Annotated in this window: 2 protein-coding genes; both read left to right on the top strand. The window is 67.9% G+C overall.

From position 1 onward, the window contains the following. Window positions 1-12,583: non-ribosomal peptide synthetase (locus SLQ30_RS32630; protein WP_319451187.1), on the top strand; the 12,583-nt coding region annotated here is incomplete at its 5' end. Beyond that, the coding region (locus SLQ30_RS32635) for a non-ribosomal peptide synthetase (RefSeq protein ID WP_319451188.1) at window positions 12,552-17,078 on the top strand (4,527 nt) is incomplete at its 3' end. The genes SLQ30_RS32630 and SLQ30_RS32635, both read left to right, overlap by 32 nt.

Genomic DNA, 17,078 nt, shown 5'->3' on the forward strand with positions numbered 1-17,078 from the left:
TCGCGCGCAGCTGGGCGAGCGGCTGCCGGCCTATTTGATCCCGACAGCGGTCGTCGTCCTCGAGGCGTTGCCGTTGACACCCAACGGCAAACTCGACACCCGCGCCCTGCCAGGGCCGGAGTTCCAGGATGTCGATGGTTACCGGGCCCCGGTGACCGCGGTCGAGGAGATCCTGGCCGGCATCTACGCCGACGTGCTCGGGCTGGAGCGCGTCGGCGTCGACGAGTCGTTCTTCGATCTGGGTGGGGATTCTCTGTTGGCGATGCGCCTGTCCGCGGCGATCAACACTTCACTCGATGCCGATCTTTCCGTCCCCACCGTGTTCGACGCGCCGACGGTTGCCGAGTTGGCGTGCCGTATCGGTGTGGGTTCGCGTCGGCTGCAGCCCTTGGTCCCAGTGGAGCGGCCCGCGGTGGTGCCATTGTCGTACGCCCAGCAGCGGTTGTGGTTCATCGACCAGCTGCAAGGACCCTCCCCGGTCTACAACCTGGCGGCGGCGTTGCGATTGGGTGGCCTCCTCGAAACCGAGGAGCTGCGTGCGGCTTTGGGTGACGTGGTGGGCCGTCACGAGAGTCTGCGCACGCTGCTTGCCGCGCCCGGCGGAATCCCCCAGCAGCTGGTGGTGCCGCCGGAGCAGGCCGACTTCGGTTGGGACGTCGTCGATGCCACCGGTTGGTCGGCAGGTCGGCTGGAGGAGGCCATCGGCGCGGCAGTGCGTCACAGTTTCGACCTGGCCTCTGAGATCCCTTTGCGGGCAACCCTTTTCCGGGTCGCGTATGACGAACACGTGGTGGTGGCGGTGGTGCACCACATCGCCGCCGACGGCTGGTCGATCGTCCCGCTGATCAGGGATCTGAGCGTGGCCTACGCCGGCCGGTATGCGAGGCGTGCGCCCGACTGGGCGCCGCTGCCGGTGCAGTACGTCGACTACACGCTGTGGCAGCGCGCGTTGTTAGGTGACCTCGAGGACAGCGACAGCCCCATCGCTGCGCAGCTGGCCTACTGGGAGCAGGAGCTGGCCGGTCTGCCCGAGCGACTGGAGTTGCCCACTGATCGGCCTTACCCGCCGGTGGCCGATCAGCGCGGCGCCAGCGTGGTCGTTGATTGGCCGGCTGAGTTGCAGCAGCAAATTGCTCGGGCGGCGCGTGAGCACAAGGCAACCAGCTTCATGGTGGTTCAAGCCGCCCTGGCTGTGCTGCTGTCGAAGCTCAGTGCCAGCCCCGAGGTGGCCATTGGGTTCCCGATCGCCGGGCGGCGCGATCCCGCGCTGGATGAGTTGGTGGGCTTTTTCATCAACACCCTGGTGCTACGTGTTGACGTGTCGGGGGACCCCACCATCGCGGAACTGTTGGGCCAGGTGCGCCGACGCAGCGTGGCCGCCTATGAGCACCAAGACGTGCCCTTCGAAGTGCTCGTGGAGCGGCTCAACCCCTCGAGGTCGTTGGCTCATCATCCCCTGATTCAGGTGCTGGTGGGTTGGCAATTCGCCGGGAACAGCGACCCAGCGGCGGGGCTGGAGCTGGAGGGTCTGCAGGTCACGTCGCTGCCGGTGGACACCCGCACCGCCCGCATGGATTTGGGCTTTTCTCTGGCAGAACGCTTCAGCGGGACCGGTGAGCCCGCCGGAATCGGCGGGACGGTGGAGTTTCGCACCGACGTGTTCGACGCGGAGAGCATCGACGCGCTGATAGAGCGGTTGCAGCGGGTGTTGGTGGCGATGACCGCCGATCCGACACGGCGGGTCTCGTCGATCGATGTGCTCGACGAGGGTGAGCTGGCCCGGATGGATGAGGTCGGCAACCGCGCGGTGCTGACGCAATCCGCGACGCCGGTGTCGATTCCGGTGTTGTTCGCCGAGCAGGTGGCCCTCGCCCCGGAGGCGGTGGCGGTGACCTTCGAGGGCCGCTCGATGACCTACCTCCAGTTGGATGACGCGGCGAATCGGTTGGCGCATCTGTTGGCCGACCACGGGGCGAGGCCGGGACAGTGTGTGGCACTGCTGTTTTCGCGTTCGGCCGAGGCGATCGTGGCGATCTTGGCGGTGCTGAAGACCGGGGCGGCGTATCTGCCGCTCGACCCGGGGCTGCCTGCGACCCGGATCGAGTTCATGATCGCCGATGCGAGGCCGATCGCCGCGATCACCACGGCGGATCTGCGCTCGAGGTTGGACGGGTACGAGCTGGTGGTCATCGATGTCGACGACCCCCGCATTGACACCCAACCCAGTACCGCCTTACCGAGTCCGGCCCCTGATGATCTGGCCCACATCATCTACACCTCGGGCACCACGGGTGTGCCCAAGGGGGTGACAGTCACCCACCACAACGTCACTCAGATGTTCGACGGACTGGATATCGGCGTGGAGTTGGCACCCGACCAGGTGTGGACGCAGTTTCACTCCTATGCCTTCGATTTCTCGGTCTGGGAGATCTGGGCTGCGTTGTTGTTTGGTGGGCGGCTGGTGGTGGTGCCCGACTCGGTGGCGCGCTCGCCGGAGGACTTTCACGCGTTGCTGGTCAACGAACGCGTCAGCGTGTTGACCCAGACCCCGTCGGCGGTGTCGATGCTGGCGCGGGAGGGTTTGGACTCGGTGGCGTTGGTGATCGGTGCTGAGCCTTGCCCGGTCGAGCTGGTGGATCGGTGGGCTCCGGGGCGGGTGATGGTCAACGTCTACGGTCCCACCGAGACCACGATGTGGCTGTCCAAGAGTGCGCCGCTGGCGGCGGGGTCGGGGGCGCCGCCGATCGGCTCGCCCATTGCGTGGGCAGCGTTCTTCGTGCTGGATGCGTGGTTGCGCCCGGTGCCGGCGGGGGTGGTCGGCGAGTTGTATCTGGCCGGTCGTGGGGTGGGCGTTGGGTATGTGCGCCGGGCCGGGTTGACCGCGGCGCGGTTCATGGCCTGCCCCTTCGGAAGTCCTGGGGCGCGGATGTATCGCACCGGGGATCTGGTGCGCTGGGGCACCGACGGGCAGCTGCAATACCTGGGCCGCGCCGATGAGCAGGTCAAGATCCGCGGCTATCGCATCGAGTTGGGCGAGATTCAGGCCGCCCTGACCGGGCTGGACGGGGTCGATCAGGCGGCGGTGATCGCCCGCGAGGACCGCCCCGGCGCCAAGCGCTTGGTCGGCTACATCACCGGCACAGCAGACCCAGCCGAGGCGCGTAGCGCGCTGGGCGAGCGGCTACCGCCATATATGGTGCCGGCCGCGGTAGTAGTGATGGATGCGCTGCCGGTGACGGTCAACGGCAAGCTGGACACCCTCGCCTTGCCCGCACCCGAATACACCACCGGTGGGTATCGCGCCCCCGCCAGCGCGGTCGAGGAGATCCTGTCCGGCATCTATGCCCAGATACTGGGGCTCGACCGGGTCGGCGCCGACGAGTCGTTCTTCGATCTCGGCGGCGACAGCATCTTGTCCATGCAGGTCGTGTTGCTTGCCCGGGCGGCAGGCCTGGAATGCCGGCCGCGCGACATCTTCGTCGAGCAAACGGTCGCCCGGCTGGCCCGGGTGGTCATGGTGGCCGACGGTGACGTCGGTGTGGTCGACGAGGGTGTCGGCCCGGTAGTCGCGACGCCGATCATGCGCTGGCTGGCAGGCGTGGATGGCCCGGTCGAGGAGTTCAATCAGACCGTCGTCATGTCGGCCCCTCCAGGGGTGTCCGAGGCCGACGTGGTCGTGGTGTTGCAGGCCCTGCTGGATCGCCATGCCATGTTGCGGCTCCGTGTCGACGACGACGGGGCCGGCGGGTGGTCGTTGACGGTGCCCGACGCCGGGGCGGTGGCTGCCCGCGGATGTCTGCAAGCGGTGGACGTGTTGTCCGATGCGGCGTTGGTGGCGGCGCGGTCGCGGTTGAAGCCGGCGGCCGGGGTGATGCTGAGTGCCGTGTGGGTGGCCTCGTCGGGTCAGCTGGTGTTGATCGTCCATCATCTGGCCGTCGACGGGGTGTCGTGGCGAATCCTGTTGCAGGACATCAACATTGCCTGGGCTCAGCATCACAGCGGGCAACCGATCGCGTTGCCCGTGGGCGGGACGTCGTTCGCCCGGTGGGCGTCGCTGCTGGCCGGGCACGCCCACACGCCGGAGGTGCTGGCGCAGGCCGACGCCTGGACGAAGGTGGTGGCGGTCCCGCCGGTGCTGCCACCGGTGCAACCCGAGCGGGACACCTACGCCACTGCCGGCCAGTTGTCGATGGCACTGGATAGCGAAACGACGCGGATGCTGTTGGGGGAGGTGCCTGCGGCGTTTCATGCTGGAGTGCAGGACATCCTGTTGATCGCGTTCGGGTTGGCGATGGCGGAGTTCTTGGGTAGCGGCGGCGCGCCGGTCGGTATCGACGTGGAGGGCCACGGTCGCCAGGAGGAACTGGCCCCGGATGTGGATCTGTCGCGGACGGTGGGCTGGTTCACCGCCAAATATCCTGTGGCGCTTGAGGTCGGCGGGCTGTCGTGGGGACAGGTGGTCGCCGGTGACGCGGCGCTGGGTGCGGTGATCAAGGATGCCAAGGAACAGCTGCGCGCCCTGCCCGATCCCGTGACCTACGGTCTGCTGCGTTATTTGAACCCCGACGTGGATCTGCCTGACTCCGATCCGACGATCGGATTCAACTACCTCGGTCGGCTGGGTTCCCCAGCACACGCCACGGCCACTGATGACGTGTGGCAGATCGGGCCGGACGGCGTGTCGCTGACCGGGGCCACGGCAGCGGTGCCGATGCCCCTGATGCACTCTCTCGAGCTCAATGCCGGCACCGTGGACACCGACCTCGGCCCGCACCTGCACGCCAACTGGACGTGGGCGCCCTCGGCAACCGATCGTGATCAGGTCAGCCGGCTGGGCCGGTTGTGGTTCGACGCCCTGGTCGGCATCTGCGCGCACGTGCGAGGCGGCGGGGGCGGGCTGACCCCGTCGGACATCATCCCGGCGCGGCTGAGCCAACACCAGCTCGACGAGCTTCAGCAGCACTACGACATCGTCGATGTGCTGCCGCTGACCCCGCTGCAAGAGGGGCTGCTCTTCCACGCCAGCACCGCGCAGGCCGGCGCCGACGTGTACGCGGTACAGCTCGCGATCACGTTCAGCGGTGCCCTCGACACGCACCGGCTTCGCGAAGCGGTGGACACCGTGGTCACGCGTCATCCGAACCTGGCAGCCCGATTCCACGTGCAGTTCGACCAGCCGGTCCAGATCATCCCCGCCGATCCCGTAGCAGCCTGGCGATATGACGACCTACTCGATGATGAGCAGATCGAACGGGTGTGCGCCCAGGAGCGTCTAGCGGTCTGTGATCTGTTCGGCCAAAAGGCTTTTCGGGCCGCATTGATCCGTACCGGGAACGACGGACACCGGTTCGTGCTGACCTTCCACCACATCGTGATGGACGGTTGGTCGCTGCCGATCGTGCTGAGCGAGATATTCGCGGGCTATTACGGGCAGCGGCTGCCCGCGCCTGCGCCGTATCGCAGCTTCGTCTCCTGGCTGGCCGATCGAGATCGCCACGCCGCCGAGGCGGCGTGGCGTGAGGTGCTGGCCGGCTTCGACACCCCCACCCTGGTCGGCCGGCCGGGCCCGCCCGGGCGCCAAGGCGTGTCATCTTTCGCGTTGCCCGAGGAGATCACCCGGGCGCTCAGCGAGCTGGCGCGGTCGCACCGCACCACCGTCAACACCGTGCTGCAGGCGGCGTGGGCGCAGCTGCTGATGTGGCTGACCGGCCGGCAGGACGTCGCTTTCGGCGCCGTGGTCTCGGGTAGGCCGTCCGAGGTGGTGGGCGCGGAGACCATGGTGGGGCTGTTGATCAACACGGTGCCGGTGCGCGCAACCATCGCCGCGGACACCACCACCGCCGACCTGCTCGATCAGCTGCAGCGAGTCAACAACGACACCCTGGAGCATCAGCACCTGGCGCTGAGCGAGATCCATCGCATCACTGGCCACGATCAGCTGTTCGACACCGTTTTCGTGTACGAGAACTACCCGGTCGACGCCGCGGCGGTGTCCGGCATCGACGGGTTGACCATCACCGAGGTTGTCGGCCACGAATCCACCCACTACCCACTGACGATGGCGGCCCGGCCGGGCAACGAATTGGGGCTGCGCGTCGAATTCGACACCGACGTATTCGACGCGGCAGGCATCGAGGCGCTCGTCACGCGGTTGGAGCGGCTGTTGGTGGCGATGACCGCCGACCCCACCCGGCGGCTGTCGACGGTGGATGTGCTCGACGGGTCCGAGCATGCCCGGTTGGACGCGATCGGCAACCGGGCGGTGTTGCTCCGGCCGGGGACCACGTCGGTGTCGATTCCCGCGGTGTTCGCCGCGCAGGTGGCCCGCACCCCGGAAGCGGTGGCGGTGACCTTCGAGGGCCGGTCGACGTCGTATCGCGAGCTCGACGAGGCGTCGAATCGGTTGGCGCACCTGCTGATTGACCACGGCGCACGCCCGGGTGCGTATGTGGCACTGCTGCTGGAGCGTTCGGCCCAGGCCGTCGTGGCGATGCTGGCGGTGCTCAAGACCGGGGCGGCGTATCTGCCGATCGACCCGGCGTCGCCGACGGACCGGATCGGGTTCATGCTCGCTGACGCCACCCCGATTGTCGCGATCACCACCGCGGGTCTGCGCTCACGGTTGGACGGACGCGACGTACCGGTCGTCGACATCGATGCGGCCGACGCTGACGGCCAACCCGCCACGGCGCCGGCAGGCCCGGACCCCGATGACATCGCCTACCTGATCTACACCTCGGGCACCACCGGTGTGCCCAAGGGGGTGGCCATCACCCACCGCAACGTGACTCGACTGCTGACATCCGGTCCGTCGGACGCGCGGGTGTGGGCACAGTGGCATTCGCTGGCCTTCGACGCCTCGGTGGAAGAGATCTGGGGTGCGCTGCTGGGTGGCGGGCGGCTCGTGGTGGTGCCCGAGTCGGTGGCAGGGTCCCCCGAGGACCTCCACGCCTTGCTCATCGCTGAGAAGGTCAGCTTCCTGAGTCAAACCCCGTCGGCGGTGGAGGCGTTGTCACCGGCGGGTCTGGAGTCGGTGGCGTTGCTCGTCGCCGGCGAGATGTGCCCGGCCGAGGTGGTGGATCGGTGGGCGCCGGGGCGGGTGATGGTCAATGCCTACGGTCCGACCGAGACCACGGTGTGCGCGTCCAGGACTGCGCCGCTGGCGGCGGGGTCGGGTGTGCCGCCGATCGGCGCACCGGTGCCTACCGCGGCGTTGTTCGTGCTGGATTCGTGGTTGCGGCCGGTCCCGGTTGATGCGGTCGGTGAGTTGTATGTGGCCGGTCATGGTGTGGGGGTCGGTTACATCGGCCGGACGGGCTTGACCGGGTCGCGGTTCGTGGCCTGCCCCTTCGGAAGTCCTGGGGGGCGGATGTATCGCACCGGGGATCTGGTGCGGTGGGGCGCTGACGGGCAGCTGCAGTATCTGGGTCGCGCCGATGAGCAGGTCAAGATCCGCGGCTACCGCATCGAACTCGGCGAGGTGCGCGTGGCGCTCGCACATCTCGACGGAGTGGAGCAGGCGGCGGTGATCGCCCGCGAGGACCGCCCAGGCGACAGACGCCTGGTCGGCTATATCACCGAAACCGATACCGGCACAGTCGATCCCGTTCGCGTCCGTAGTGCGTTGGCCGACCGCCTACCGCCGTACATGATTCCGGCGGCGGTAGTCGTACTCGAAGCGTTGCCGTTGACGCCCAACGGCAAGCTCGACACCCGCGCCCTGCCCGCACCCGAATACAGCGCATGTGAGTATCGCGCCCCGACCAATGCGGTCGAGGAGATCTTGGCCGGCATCTACGCCCAGGTGCTGGGAGTGGAGCGCGTCGGCATCGACGACTCGTTCTTCGAGATCGGTGGGGATTCGTTGTTGGCGATGCGGATGGTCGCCGCGATCAACACCTCGCTGGATGCCGGCCTTTCGGTGCGCGCGGTGTTCGATGCGCCCACGGTTGCCCAGTTGGCGCCGCTTATCCGTGAGGACGTGGGTCGGCGTGATCCGTTGGTGCTGGCGGAGCGGCCTGCGGTGGTGCCGTTGTCGTTCGCCCAGCAGCGGTTGTGGTTCCTCGACCAGTTGTACGGTCCCTCGCCGGTCTACAACATGGCGGCGGCGTTGCGGCTGGACGGGCACCTGAATGTCGAAGCGTTGGAGGCAGCGCTGGCCGACGTGATGGCGCGTCAGGAGAGCCTGCGCACCCTGTTCGCCGCTCCTGAGGGAATCCCCCAGCAGGTGGTGGTGGCGCCCGAGCGGGCCGACTTCGGTTGGGCTATCGTCGATGCCACCGGCTGGCCGGCGGCCCTGCTGGATGAGGCCGTCGGCGCAGCGGTGTGTCACAGTTTCGATCTGGCGTCTGAGATCCCCTTGCGGGCAACGCTTTTCCGCCTTGCCGACGACGAGCACGTGTTGGTAGCGGTGATGCACCACATCGCCGCCGATGGCTGGTCGATGTCCCCGCTGATGGCTGATCTCGGGGTGGCCTATGCCAGCCGCTGTATGGGTCTCGCCCCCAGCTGGGCGCCTTTGCCAGTGCAGTACATCGATTACACGCTGTGGCAACGCACGCAGCTGGGTGAGATGACCGACGCTGACAGCCGCATCGCCGCGCAGGTGGCGTACTGGGAGCAAGAGCTGGCCGGTCTACCCGAGCGGCTGCAGTTGCCCACTGATCGGCCCTACCCGCCGGTGCCCGATCAGCGCGGCGCCACTGTGGCAATGGACTGGCCTGCGCAGTTGCAGCGGCAGGTGCGCCATGTCGCCCATGAGCACAACGCGACCAGTTTCATGGTCGTCCAGGCCGCCCTGGCGGTGCTGCTGGGAAAGATGAGCGCGAGCACCGATGTCGCGGTGGGCTTCGCGGTCGCCGGCCGCGGTGACCCGGTGCTGGATGAGGTGGTGGGATTCTTCGCCAACACTCTGGTGCTGCGGACGGATCTGTCCGGGGATCCCACCGCCGCCGAGGTGCTGGCCCAGGTGCGCCAACGCGGCCTGACCGCTTACGAGTACCAAGACGTGCCCTTCGAAGTGCTGGTCGAGCGGCTCCACCCGTCCCGGAGCCTGACCCATCACCCGCTGTTCCAGGTGGCGTTGGCGTGGCAGAACAATGAGCCGTCGATGCCGGCCCTTGGCGATCTGCAGGCCACGCCGGTGCCGGTCGACACCCGCACTGCCCGCATGGATCTAACGTTCTCACTGGCCGAGCGCTTCACCGACACCGGTGAGCCGACCGGGATCGGCGGGGTGGTCGAGTTTCGCACCGACGTGTTCGACGCGGCCAGCATCGAGGTGCTGATCGGGCGGTTGCAACGAGTGTTGGAAGCGATGACCGCCGACCCGGCCCGGCGGCTCTCGTCGATAGACCTCCTGGATGAGTGTGAGCATGCCCGCCTCGCCGAGGTCGGCAACCACGCAGTGTTGGCCCGGCCGGGGGTCGTGTCGGTGTCGATTCCGGTGTTGTTCTCCGAACACGTCATTCGCACCCCGGACGCGGTGGCGATCAGCTTCGAGGGTCGGACCATGACCTATCTCGAGTTGGATGAGTCGGCGAATCGGTTGGCGCATCTGCTGGCCGCCCACGGTGTGGGGTCGGGCGAGAATGTGGCGCTGCTGGTGGAGCGTTCAGCCGAGGCGGTCATCGCGATCTTGGCGGTGCTCAAGACCGGCGCCGCGTATCTGCCGCTCGACCCGATGGTGCCTACGGCCCGGTTGCAGTTCCTGATCGCCGACGCCGCTCCGATCGTCGCGATCACCAGCACGGGCTTGGCTGGCCGCTTGGACGGGTTTGCCGGCGTGGTCCTCGGTGTCGAGGATCCCGCTGTCGACGGGCAACCCGGCACGGCGCTGGCGGCGCCCGACCCCGACGATGTCGCGTACCTGATCTACACCTCGGGCACCACCGGTACGCCGAAGGGCGTGGCGGTCACCCACCGCAACGTGACCGGGTTGTTGGCGGCCTTGGATGCGGGGTTGCCGGATCCGGGGGTGTGGCCGCTGTGTCATTCGCTGGCCTTCGACGTCGCGGTGTGGGAGATCTTCGGCGCGCTGCTGCGTGGTGGGCGGCTGGTGGTGGTGCCCGAAGCGCTGGCGAGCTCGCCGGACGACTTCCACGGAGTGCTGGTTGCGGAAGGGGTCAGTGTGTTGACTCAGACGCCGTCGGCGGTGGCGATGTTGCCGCAGGAGGGGTTGGAGTCGGCGGCGGTGGTGGTCGTCGGTGAGGCCTGCCCGGCCGAGGTGGTGGATCGGTGGGCGTCGGGGCGGGTGATGGTCAATGCCTACGGTCCGACCGAGACGACGATGTGTGTGGCGATCAGTGCGCCGTTGACGGCGGGGTCGGGTGTGCCGCCGATCGGTGTGCCGGTGTCGACCGCGGCGTTGTTCGTGCTGGATGCGTGGTTGCGCCCGGTGCCGGTGGGGGTGGTCGGTGAGTTGTATGTGGCCGGTCATGGCGTGGGGGTCGGTTACCTCGGCCGTACGGGCTTGACCGGGTCGCGGTTCGTGGCCTGCCCCTTCGGAAGTCGCGGAATGAGGATGTACCGCACCGGCGATCTGGTGCGGTGGGGTGCTGATGGGCAGCTGCAGTATCTGGGCCGCGCCGATGAGCAGGTCAAGATTCGCGGCTACCGCATCGAACTCGGTGAGATTCAGACTGCGCTGGTCGGGTTGGACGGGGTGGAGCAGGCGGTGGTGATCGCCCGCGAGGACCGCCCCGGTGACAAGCGTCTGGTCGGCTACGTCACCGAAACCGATACCGGCACAGTCGATTCCGGCCGCATCCGCAGTGCGTTGGCGGACCGCTTGCCGCCGTACATGATTCCGGCGGCGGTCGTCGTACTCGAGGCGTTGCCGGTGACGGTCAACGGCAAGCTGGACACCCGCGCCTTGCCCACACCCGAGTACACCGCGGGTGAGTATCGCGCCCCTGCCAGCGCGGTCGAGGAGATCCTGGCCGACATCTATGCCCAAGTGCTCGGGCTGGAGCGCGTCGGCGTCGACGAGTCGTTCTTCGATCTGGGTGGGGACAGCATTTCGTCGATGCAGGTGGTGGCGCGGGCGCGTGCGGCCGGGGTGCTGTGCAAGCCGCGCGACGTCTTCGTCGAGCAGACCGTAGCCGGGCTGGCCCGGGTCGCCGTGGTCACCGACGGTGCGGCCGCTGTGGCCGACGACGGACTCGGTCCGGTGGTGGCCACCCCGATCATGCGCTGGCTGGCAGGCGTGGATGGCCCGGTCGAGGAGTTCAATCAGACGCTGGTGGTGCAGGCCCCGGCGGGGGTGTCCGAGGCCGATGTGGTGGTGGTATTGCAGGCGGTGCTGGATCGGCACGCGATGCTTCGACTGCGGATTGATGACGACGGCGCGGCGGGTTGGTCGCTGCAGGTGCCCGAGATTGGTTCGGTGGATGCCGGCGCGTGCCTTTCCACAGCCGACGTGTTGTCCGATGCGGCGTTGGTGGCGGCGCGGTCGCGGTTGAACCCGGGTGCCGGGGTGATGCTGAGTGCCGTGTGGGTGGCCTCGTCGGGTCAGCTGGTGTTGATCGTCCATCATCTGGCTGTCGACGCGGTGTCGTGGCGAATCCTGTTGGAGGACATCAACATCGCCTGGGCTCAGCATCACCGTGGGCAGCCGATCGCGTTGCCGGCTCCGGGGACGTCGTTTGCCCGGTGGGCGTCGCTGCTGGCCGAGCACGCCCATGCGGCGGAGGTGCTGGCGCAGGCCGACGCCTGGACGAAGGTGGTGGCGGTCCCGCCGGTGCTGCCACCGGTGCAACCCGAGCGGGACACCTACGCCACTGCTGGCCAGTTGTCGATGGCGCTGGATAGCGAAACGACGCGGATGCTGTTGGGGGAGGTGCCTGCGGCGTTTCATGCTGGGGTGCAGGACATTCTGTTGATCGCGTTCGGGTTGGCGGTGGCGGAGTTCTTGGGTAGCGGCGGCGCGCCGGTCGGCATCGATGTGGAGGGCCACGGTCGCCAGGAGGAGCTGGGCCCGGATGTGGATCTGTCGCGGACGGTGGGCTGGTTCACCGCCAAATATCCTGTGGTGCTTGAGGTCGGCGGGCTGTCGTGGGCGCAGGTGGTCGCCGGTGACGCGGCGCTGGGCGCGGTGATCAAGGATGCCAAGGAACAGCTGCGCGCCCTGCCCGATCCCCTCACGTATGGTCTGCTGCGCTATCTGAACCCCGACGTGGATCTGGGTGGGTGGGATCCGGCGATCGGGTTCAACTACCTCGGTCGGCTGGGCGCCCCAGCGCAGGCCGCGACAGCCGGTGAGGCGTGGGGGATCAGTCAAGAGGGTGTGGCGTCGGCCGCCGTCGCTACCGCGGTGCCGATGCCCTTGGCGCACACGGTCGCGCTCAATGCCGGCACTCTCGACACCGCCGCCGGACCGCACCTGCACGCCAACTGGACGTGGGCGCCCTCGGCACTGGAGCACGTGCAGGTCAGCCGGCTAAGCGAGTTGTGGTTCGACGCCCTAACTGGCATCTGCGCGCATGTGCGAGGTGGCGGGGGCGGGCTGACCCCGTCCGACATCGCAGTCGGACTCACTCAGCAGCAGATCGATGAGCTCCAGGGGCAATATGCGGATCGCTGACATACTGCCGCTGACCCCGCTGCAGCAGGGGCTGCTCTTCCACGCCAGCACCATGCGGGGTGGCGACGACGACGTGTACGCGGTGCAGCTGGCATTCACCGTGACCGGCCCGCTCGACCCGCACGGATTGCGCGATGCCGTGTACGCGGTCATCAAGCGGCATCCGCATCTGGTGGCCCGGTTCCCTGAGCGGTTCGGCGAGCCGGTGCAGATCATCCCGGCTGATCCCGCGCCGGGATGGCGGCATGTGGAGCTGCGAGCCGGCGGCCTCGATGTAGATGAGCAGATCGAGCGGGTGTGCGCCGAGGACCGTGCCGCGGTCTGCGAGTTGGCCGACGGGCCGGCATTCCGGGTGGCGTTGATTCGCATCACAGCACACCGGCACCGGGTTGTGCTGACCAATCACCACATCGTGATGGACGGTTGGTCGCTGCCGATCCTGGTGAGCGAGATCTTCGCCAGCTACCAGGGGCAGCGCCTACCCGCACCGGTGCCGTACCGCAGGTATGTCAACTGGTTGGCGGACAGAGACATCGATGCCGCCGAGACGGCATGGCGGGAGGTGTTGGCCGGCTTCGACACCCCCACATTGGTCGGACCGGCGCAGAAATTAGGGCTCGGCGCCCGAGGTGTGGAGTCGTTTCGGATGTCCGAGGAGACCACGCGGGCGCTCAGCGAGCTGGCGCGCTCGCGCCACACCACCGTCAACATCGTGCTGCAGGGCGCCTTTGCGCAGCTGCTGACGTGGCTGACCGGTCAGCGGGACGTCGCCTTCGGCACCGCGGTCTCGGGCAGGACCGAGGTGCTCGGCGCGGAGACCATGGTGGGGCTGCTGATCAACACGGTGCCGGTGCGCGCGACCTTTACGCCGGCCACCACCACCACCGACCTGCTGAGTCAGCTGCAGAGTGTGCACAACGACACCCTGGAGCACCAGCACCTGGCGCTCAACGAGATCCATCGCATCACGGGTCAGGACCGACTATTCGACACCATCTTCGGATACGAGAACTACCCGATCGACTCCGCGGCGCTCTCCGCCGTCAACGGGCTGGCCATCACCGAATCCACCGGGCGCGAATACAACCACTACCCGCTGACGGTGCAAGCCCAGCCCGGCCCTGCGCTGGGCTTCCGCGTCGAGTACGACGGCGATGTGTTCGACGCGAACAGTATTCACACGTTGATCGGGCGGTTGCGGCGCGTGCTGGTGGCGATGACCGCCGACCCGACCGGGCGACTGTCGACGGTCGATGTACTCGACGCGTCCGAGCATGCCCGGTTGGACGAACTCGGCAACCGTGCGGTGTTGACCCAGCCCGCGGCCGCGGCGGTGTCGGTTCCGGAGTTGTTCGCCGCGCAGGTGGCCCGCACCCCAGAAGCGGTGGCGATCAGCTTCGAGGGTCGGTCGACGTCGTATCGCGAGCTCGACGAGGCGTCGAATCGGTTGGCGCACCTGCTGATTGACCACGGCGCACGCCCGGGTGCGTATGTGGCACTGCTGCTGGAGCGTTCGGCCCAGGCCGTCGTGGCGATGCTGGCCGTGCTCAAGACCGGGGCGGCGTATCTGGCGATCGACCCGGCGCTGCCGGCCGACCGGATCGGGTTCATGCTCGGTGATGCCCGGCCGATCGCTGCGCTCACCGCCACCGGTCTGACGAGCCGGCTCGACGAGTTCGACGGAGCAGTCATCGATGTCGACGACCCCGCTGTCGACAACCAGCCGAGCACCGCGCTATCGGCGCCACGCCCCGACGACATCGCCTACCTGATCTACACCTCGGGCACCACCGGTGTGCCCAAAGGCGTGGCGATCACCCACCGCAACCTCACCCACTTGGCGGCGTCGACACCCAAAAGCCTTCCGACGGAGCAGGTGTGGACACAGTGCCACTCGTATGCCTTCGACTTCTCGGTATGGGAGATCTGGGCCGCGCTGCTGGGTGGCGGCCGGCTGGTGGTGGTGCCCGAATGGGTGACGGCCTCACCGGATGAGTTCCACCGGATGCTGGTCAGCGAACAGGTCAGCGTGCTCACCCAGACCCCGTCAGCAGTGGCCGCGCTTTCCCCGGCGGGTCTGGAGTCGGTGGCATTGCTGCTCGGCGGCGAGGCCTGCCCGGCCGAGGTGGTGGATCGGTGGGCGCCGGGGCGGGTAATGGTCAACGCCTACGGTCCGACCGAGATCACGGTGTATGCGGCGATCAGTGCGCCGTTGACGGCGGGGTCGGGTGTGCCGCCGATCGGTTCTGCGGTGTCGACTGCTGCGTTGTTCGTGCTGGATGGGTGGTTGCGCCCGGTGCCGGTGGGTGTGGTCGGTGAGTTGTATGTGGCCGGTGATGGTGTGGGGGTCGGGTACATCGGCCGGACGGGCTTGACCGGGTCGCGGTTCGTGGCCTGCCCCTTCGGAAGTCCTGGGGGGCGGATGTATCGCACCGGGGATCTGGTGCGGTGGGGTGCTGATGGGCAGTTGCAGTATCTGGGTCGCGCCGATGAGCAGGTCAAGATCCGCGGCTATCGCATCGAACTCGGTGAGATTCAGACTGCGCTGGTCGGGCTGGACGGGGTGGAGCAGGCGGCGGTACTCGCCCGCGAGGACCGCCCCGGCGACATGCGCCTGGTCGGTTATGTGACGGGCGCGGTCGATCCGACCGCGGTGCGCACCGCGCTGGCGCTGCGGCTCCCGGCCTACATGATTCCGGCGGCGGTAGTCGCACTCGAAGCGTTGCCGTTGACGCCCAACGGCAAGCTCGACACCCGCGCCCTGCCGACACCCGAATACACCGCAGGCGATCATTACCGCGCCCCGACCAATGCGGTCGAGGAGATCCTGGCAGGCATCTACGCGCAGATGCTCGGACTCGATCGAGTAGGGATCGATGACTCGTTCTTCGACCTCGGTGGGGACTCGCTGTCGGCGATGCGGGTGATCGCGGCGATCAACAAGGGCCTGGACGCCGGCCTTTCGGTGCGCACGGTGTTCGACGCGCCGACGGTTGCCCAGTTGGCGCCGCGCATCGGTGAGGAAGCGGGTCGGCGTGAGCCGTTGGTGGCGGTGGAGCGGCCTGCGGTGGTGCCGTTGTCGTTCGCCCAGCAGCGGTTGTGGTTCCTCGACCAGTTGCAGGGTCCCTCCCCGGTCTACAACATGGCGACCGCGCTGCGGTTGGGCGGATACCTCGACGTAGAGGCGTTGAGGGCAGCGCTGGGCGATGTGGTGGCGCGTCAGGAGAGTCTGCGCACCCTGTTTGTGGCCCCTGACGGGAAACCTCGGCAGCTGGTGGTACCCCCCGAGCGGGCCGACTTCGGTTGGGGCGTCGTTGATGCCACCGGCTGGTCGGCGCCCCAGCTAGAGGAGGCCGTCGGCGCAGCGGTGTGTCACAGTTTCGATCTGGCGTCTGAGATCCCCTTGCGGGCAACGCTTTTCCGCCTTGCCGACGACGAGCACGTGTTGGTAGCGGTGGTGCACCACATCGCCGCCGACGGCTGGTCGATCGCACCGCTGACCAGAGATCTGGGCGCAGCGTACGTCAGCCGGTGTATGGGGCCCGCCCCTGATTGGGCGCCTTTGCCGGTGCACTACGTCGATTACACGCTGTGGCAACGCACGCAGCTGGGTGAGCTGACCGACGCTGACAGCCGCATCGCCGCGCAGGTGGCGTACTGGGAGCAAGAGCTGGCCGGCCTACCCGAGCGAGTTCAGCTGCCCACCGATCGGCCGTACCCGCCGGTCGCCGATCAGCGCGGCGCCACTGTGACGGTGGACTGGCCCGCGGAGTTGCAGCGCCAGGTTGCGCGGCTGGCCCGTGAGCACAACGCGACCGGTTTCATGGTGATCCAGGCCGCGCTGGCGATACTGCTCGGCAAGATCAGCGCGAGCACCGATGCGGCCGTGGGTTTCGCGGTCGCCGGCCGCGGTGACCCGGCGCTGGATGAGGTGGTCGGGTTCTTCGTCAACACTCTTGTGCTGCGGACGGATCTGTCCGGGGATCCCACCGCCGCCGAGGTGCTGGCCCAGGTGCGCCAACGCGCCCTCGCCGCGTACGAGCACCAGGACGTGCCCTTCGAAGTGCTGGTCGAGCGGCTCCACCCGTCCCGGAGCCTGACCCATCACCCGCTGTTCCAGGTGGCGTTGGCGTGGCAGAGCAACGAGCCCGCGAACCTGGCCATGGGCGATCTGCAGGTCACGCCGATGCCGGTCGACACCCGCACCGCGCGTATGGACGTGATGTTCTCGCTCGGCGAACGCTGGACCGAGGCTGGCCAGGCCGCAGGGATTGGCGGGGCGGTGGAGTTCCGCACCGACGTGTTCGACGCGGCCAGCATCGAGGTGCTGATACGGCGGTTAGAGCGGGTGTTGGTGGCGATGACTGCCGATCCGGGTCGGTCGTTGTCGTCGGTGGATCTGCTCGATGGGGGTGAGCATGCTCGGTTGGATGGGGTCGGCAACCGTGCGGTGTTGACTCAGTCCGTGGCCGCGGCCGCGTCGATTCCGGTGTTG

Origin of the sequence: Mycobacterium sp. RTGN4, assembly GCF_033804635.1 — a bacterium.
Taxonomy (GTDB): Bacteria; Actinomycetota; Actinomycetes; order Mycobacteriales; family Mycobacteriaceae; genus Mycobacterium.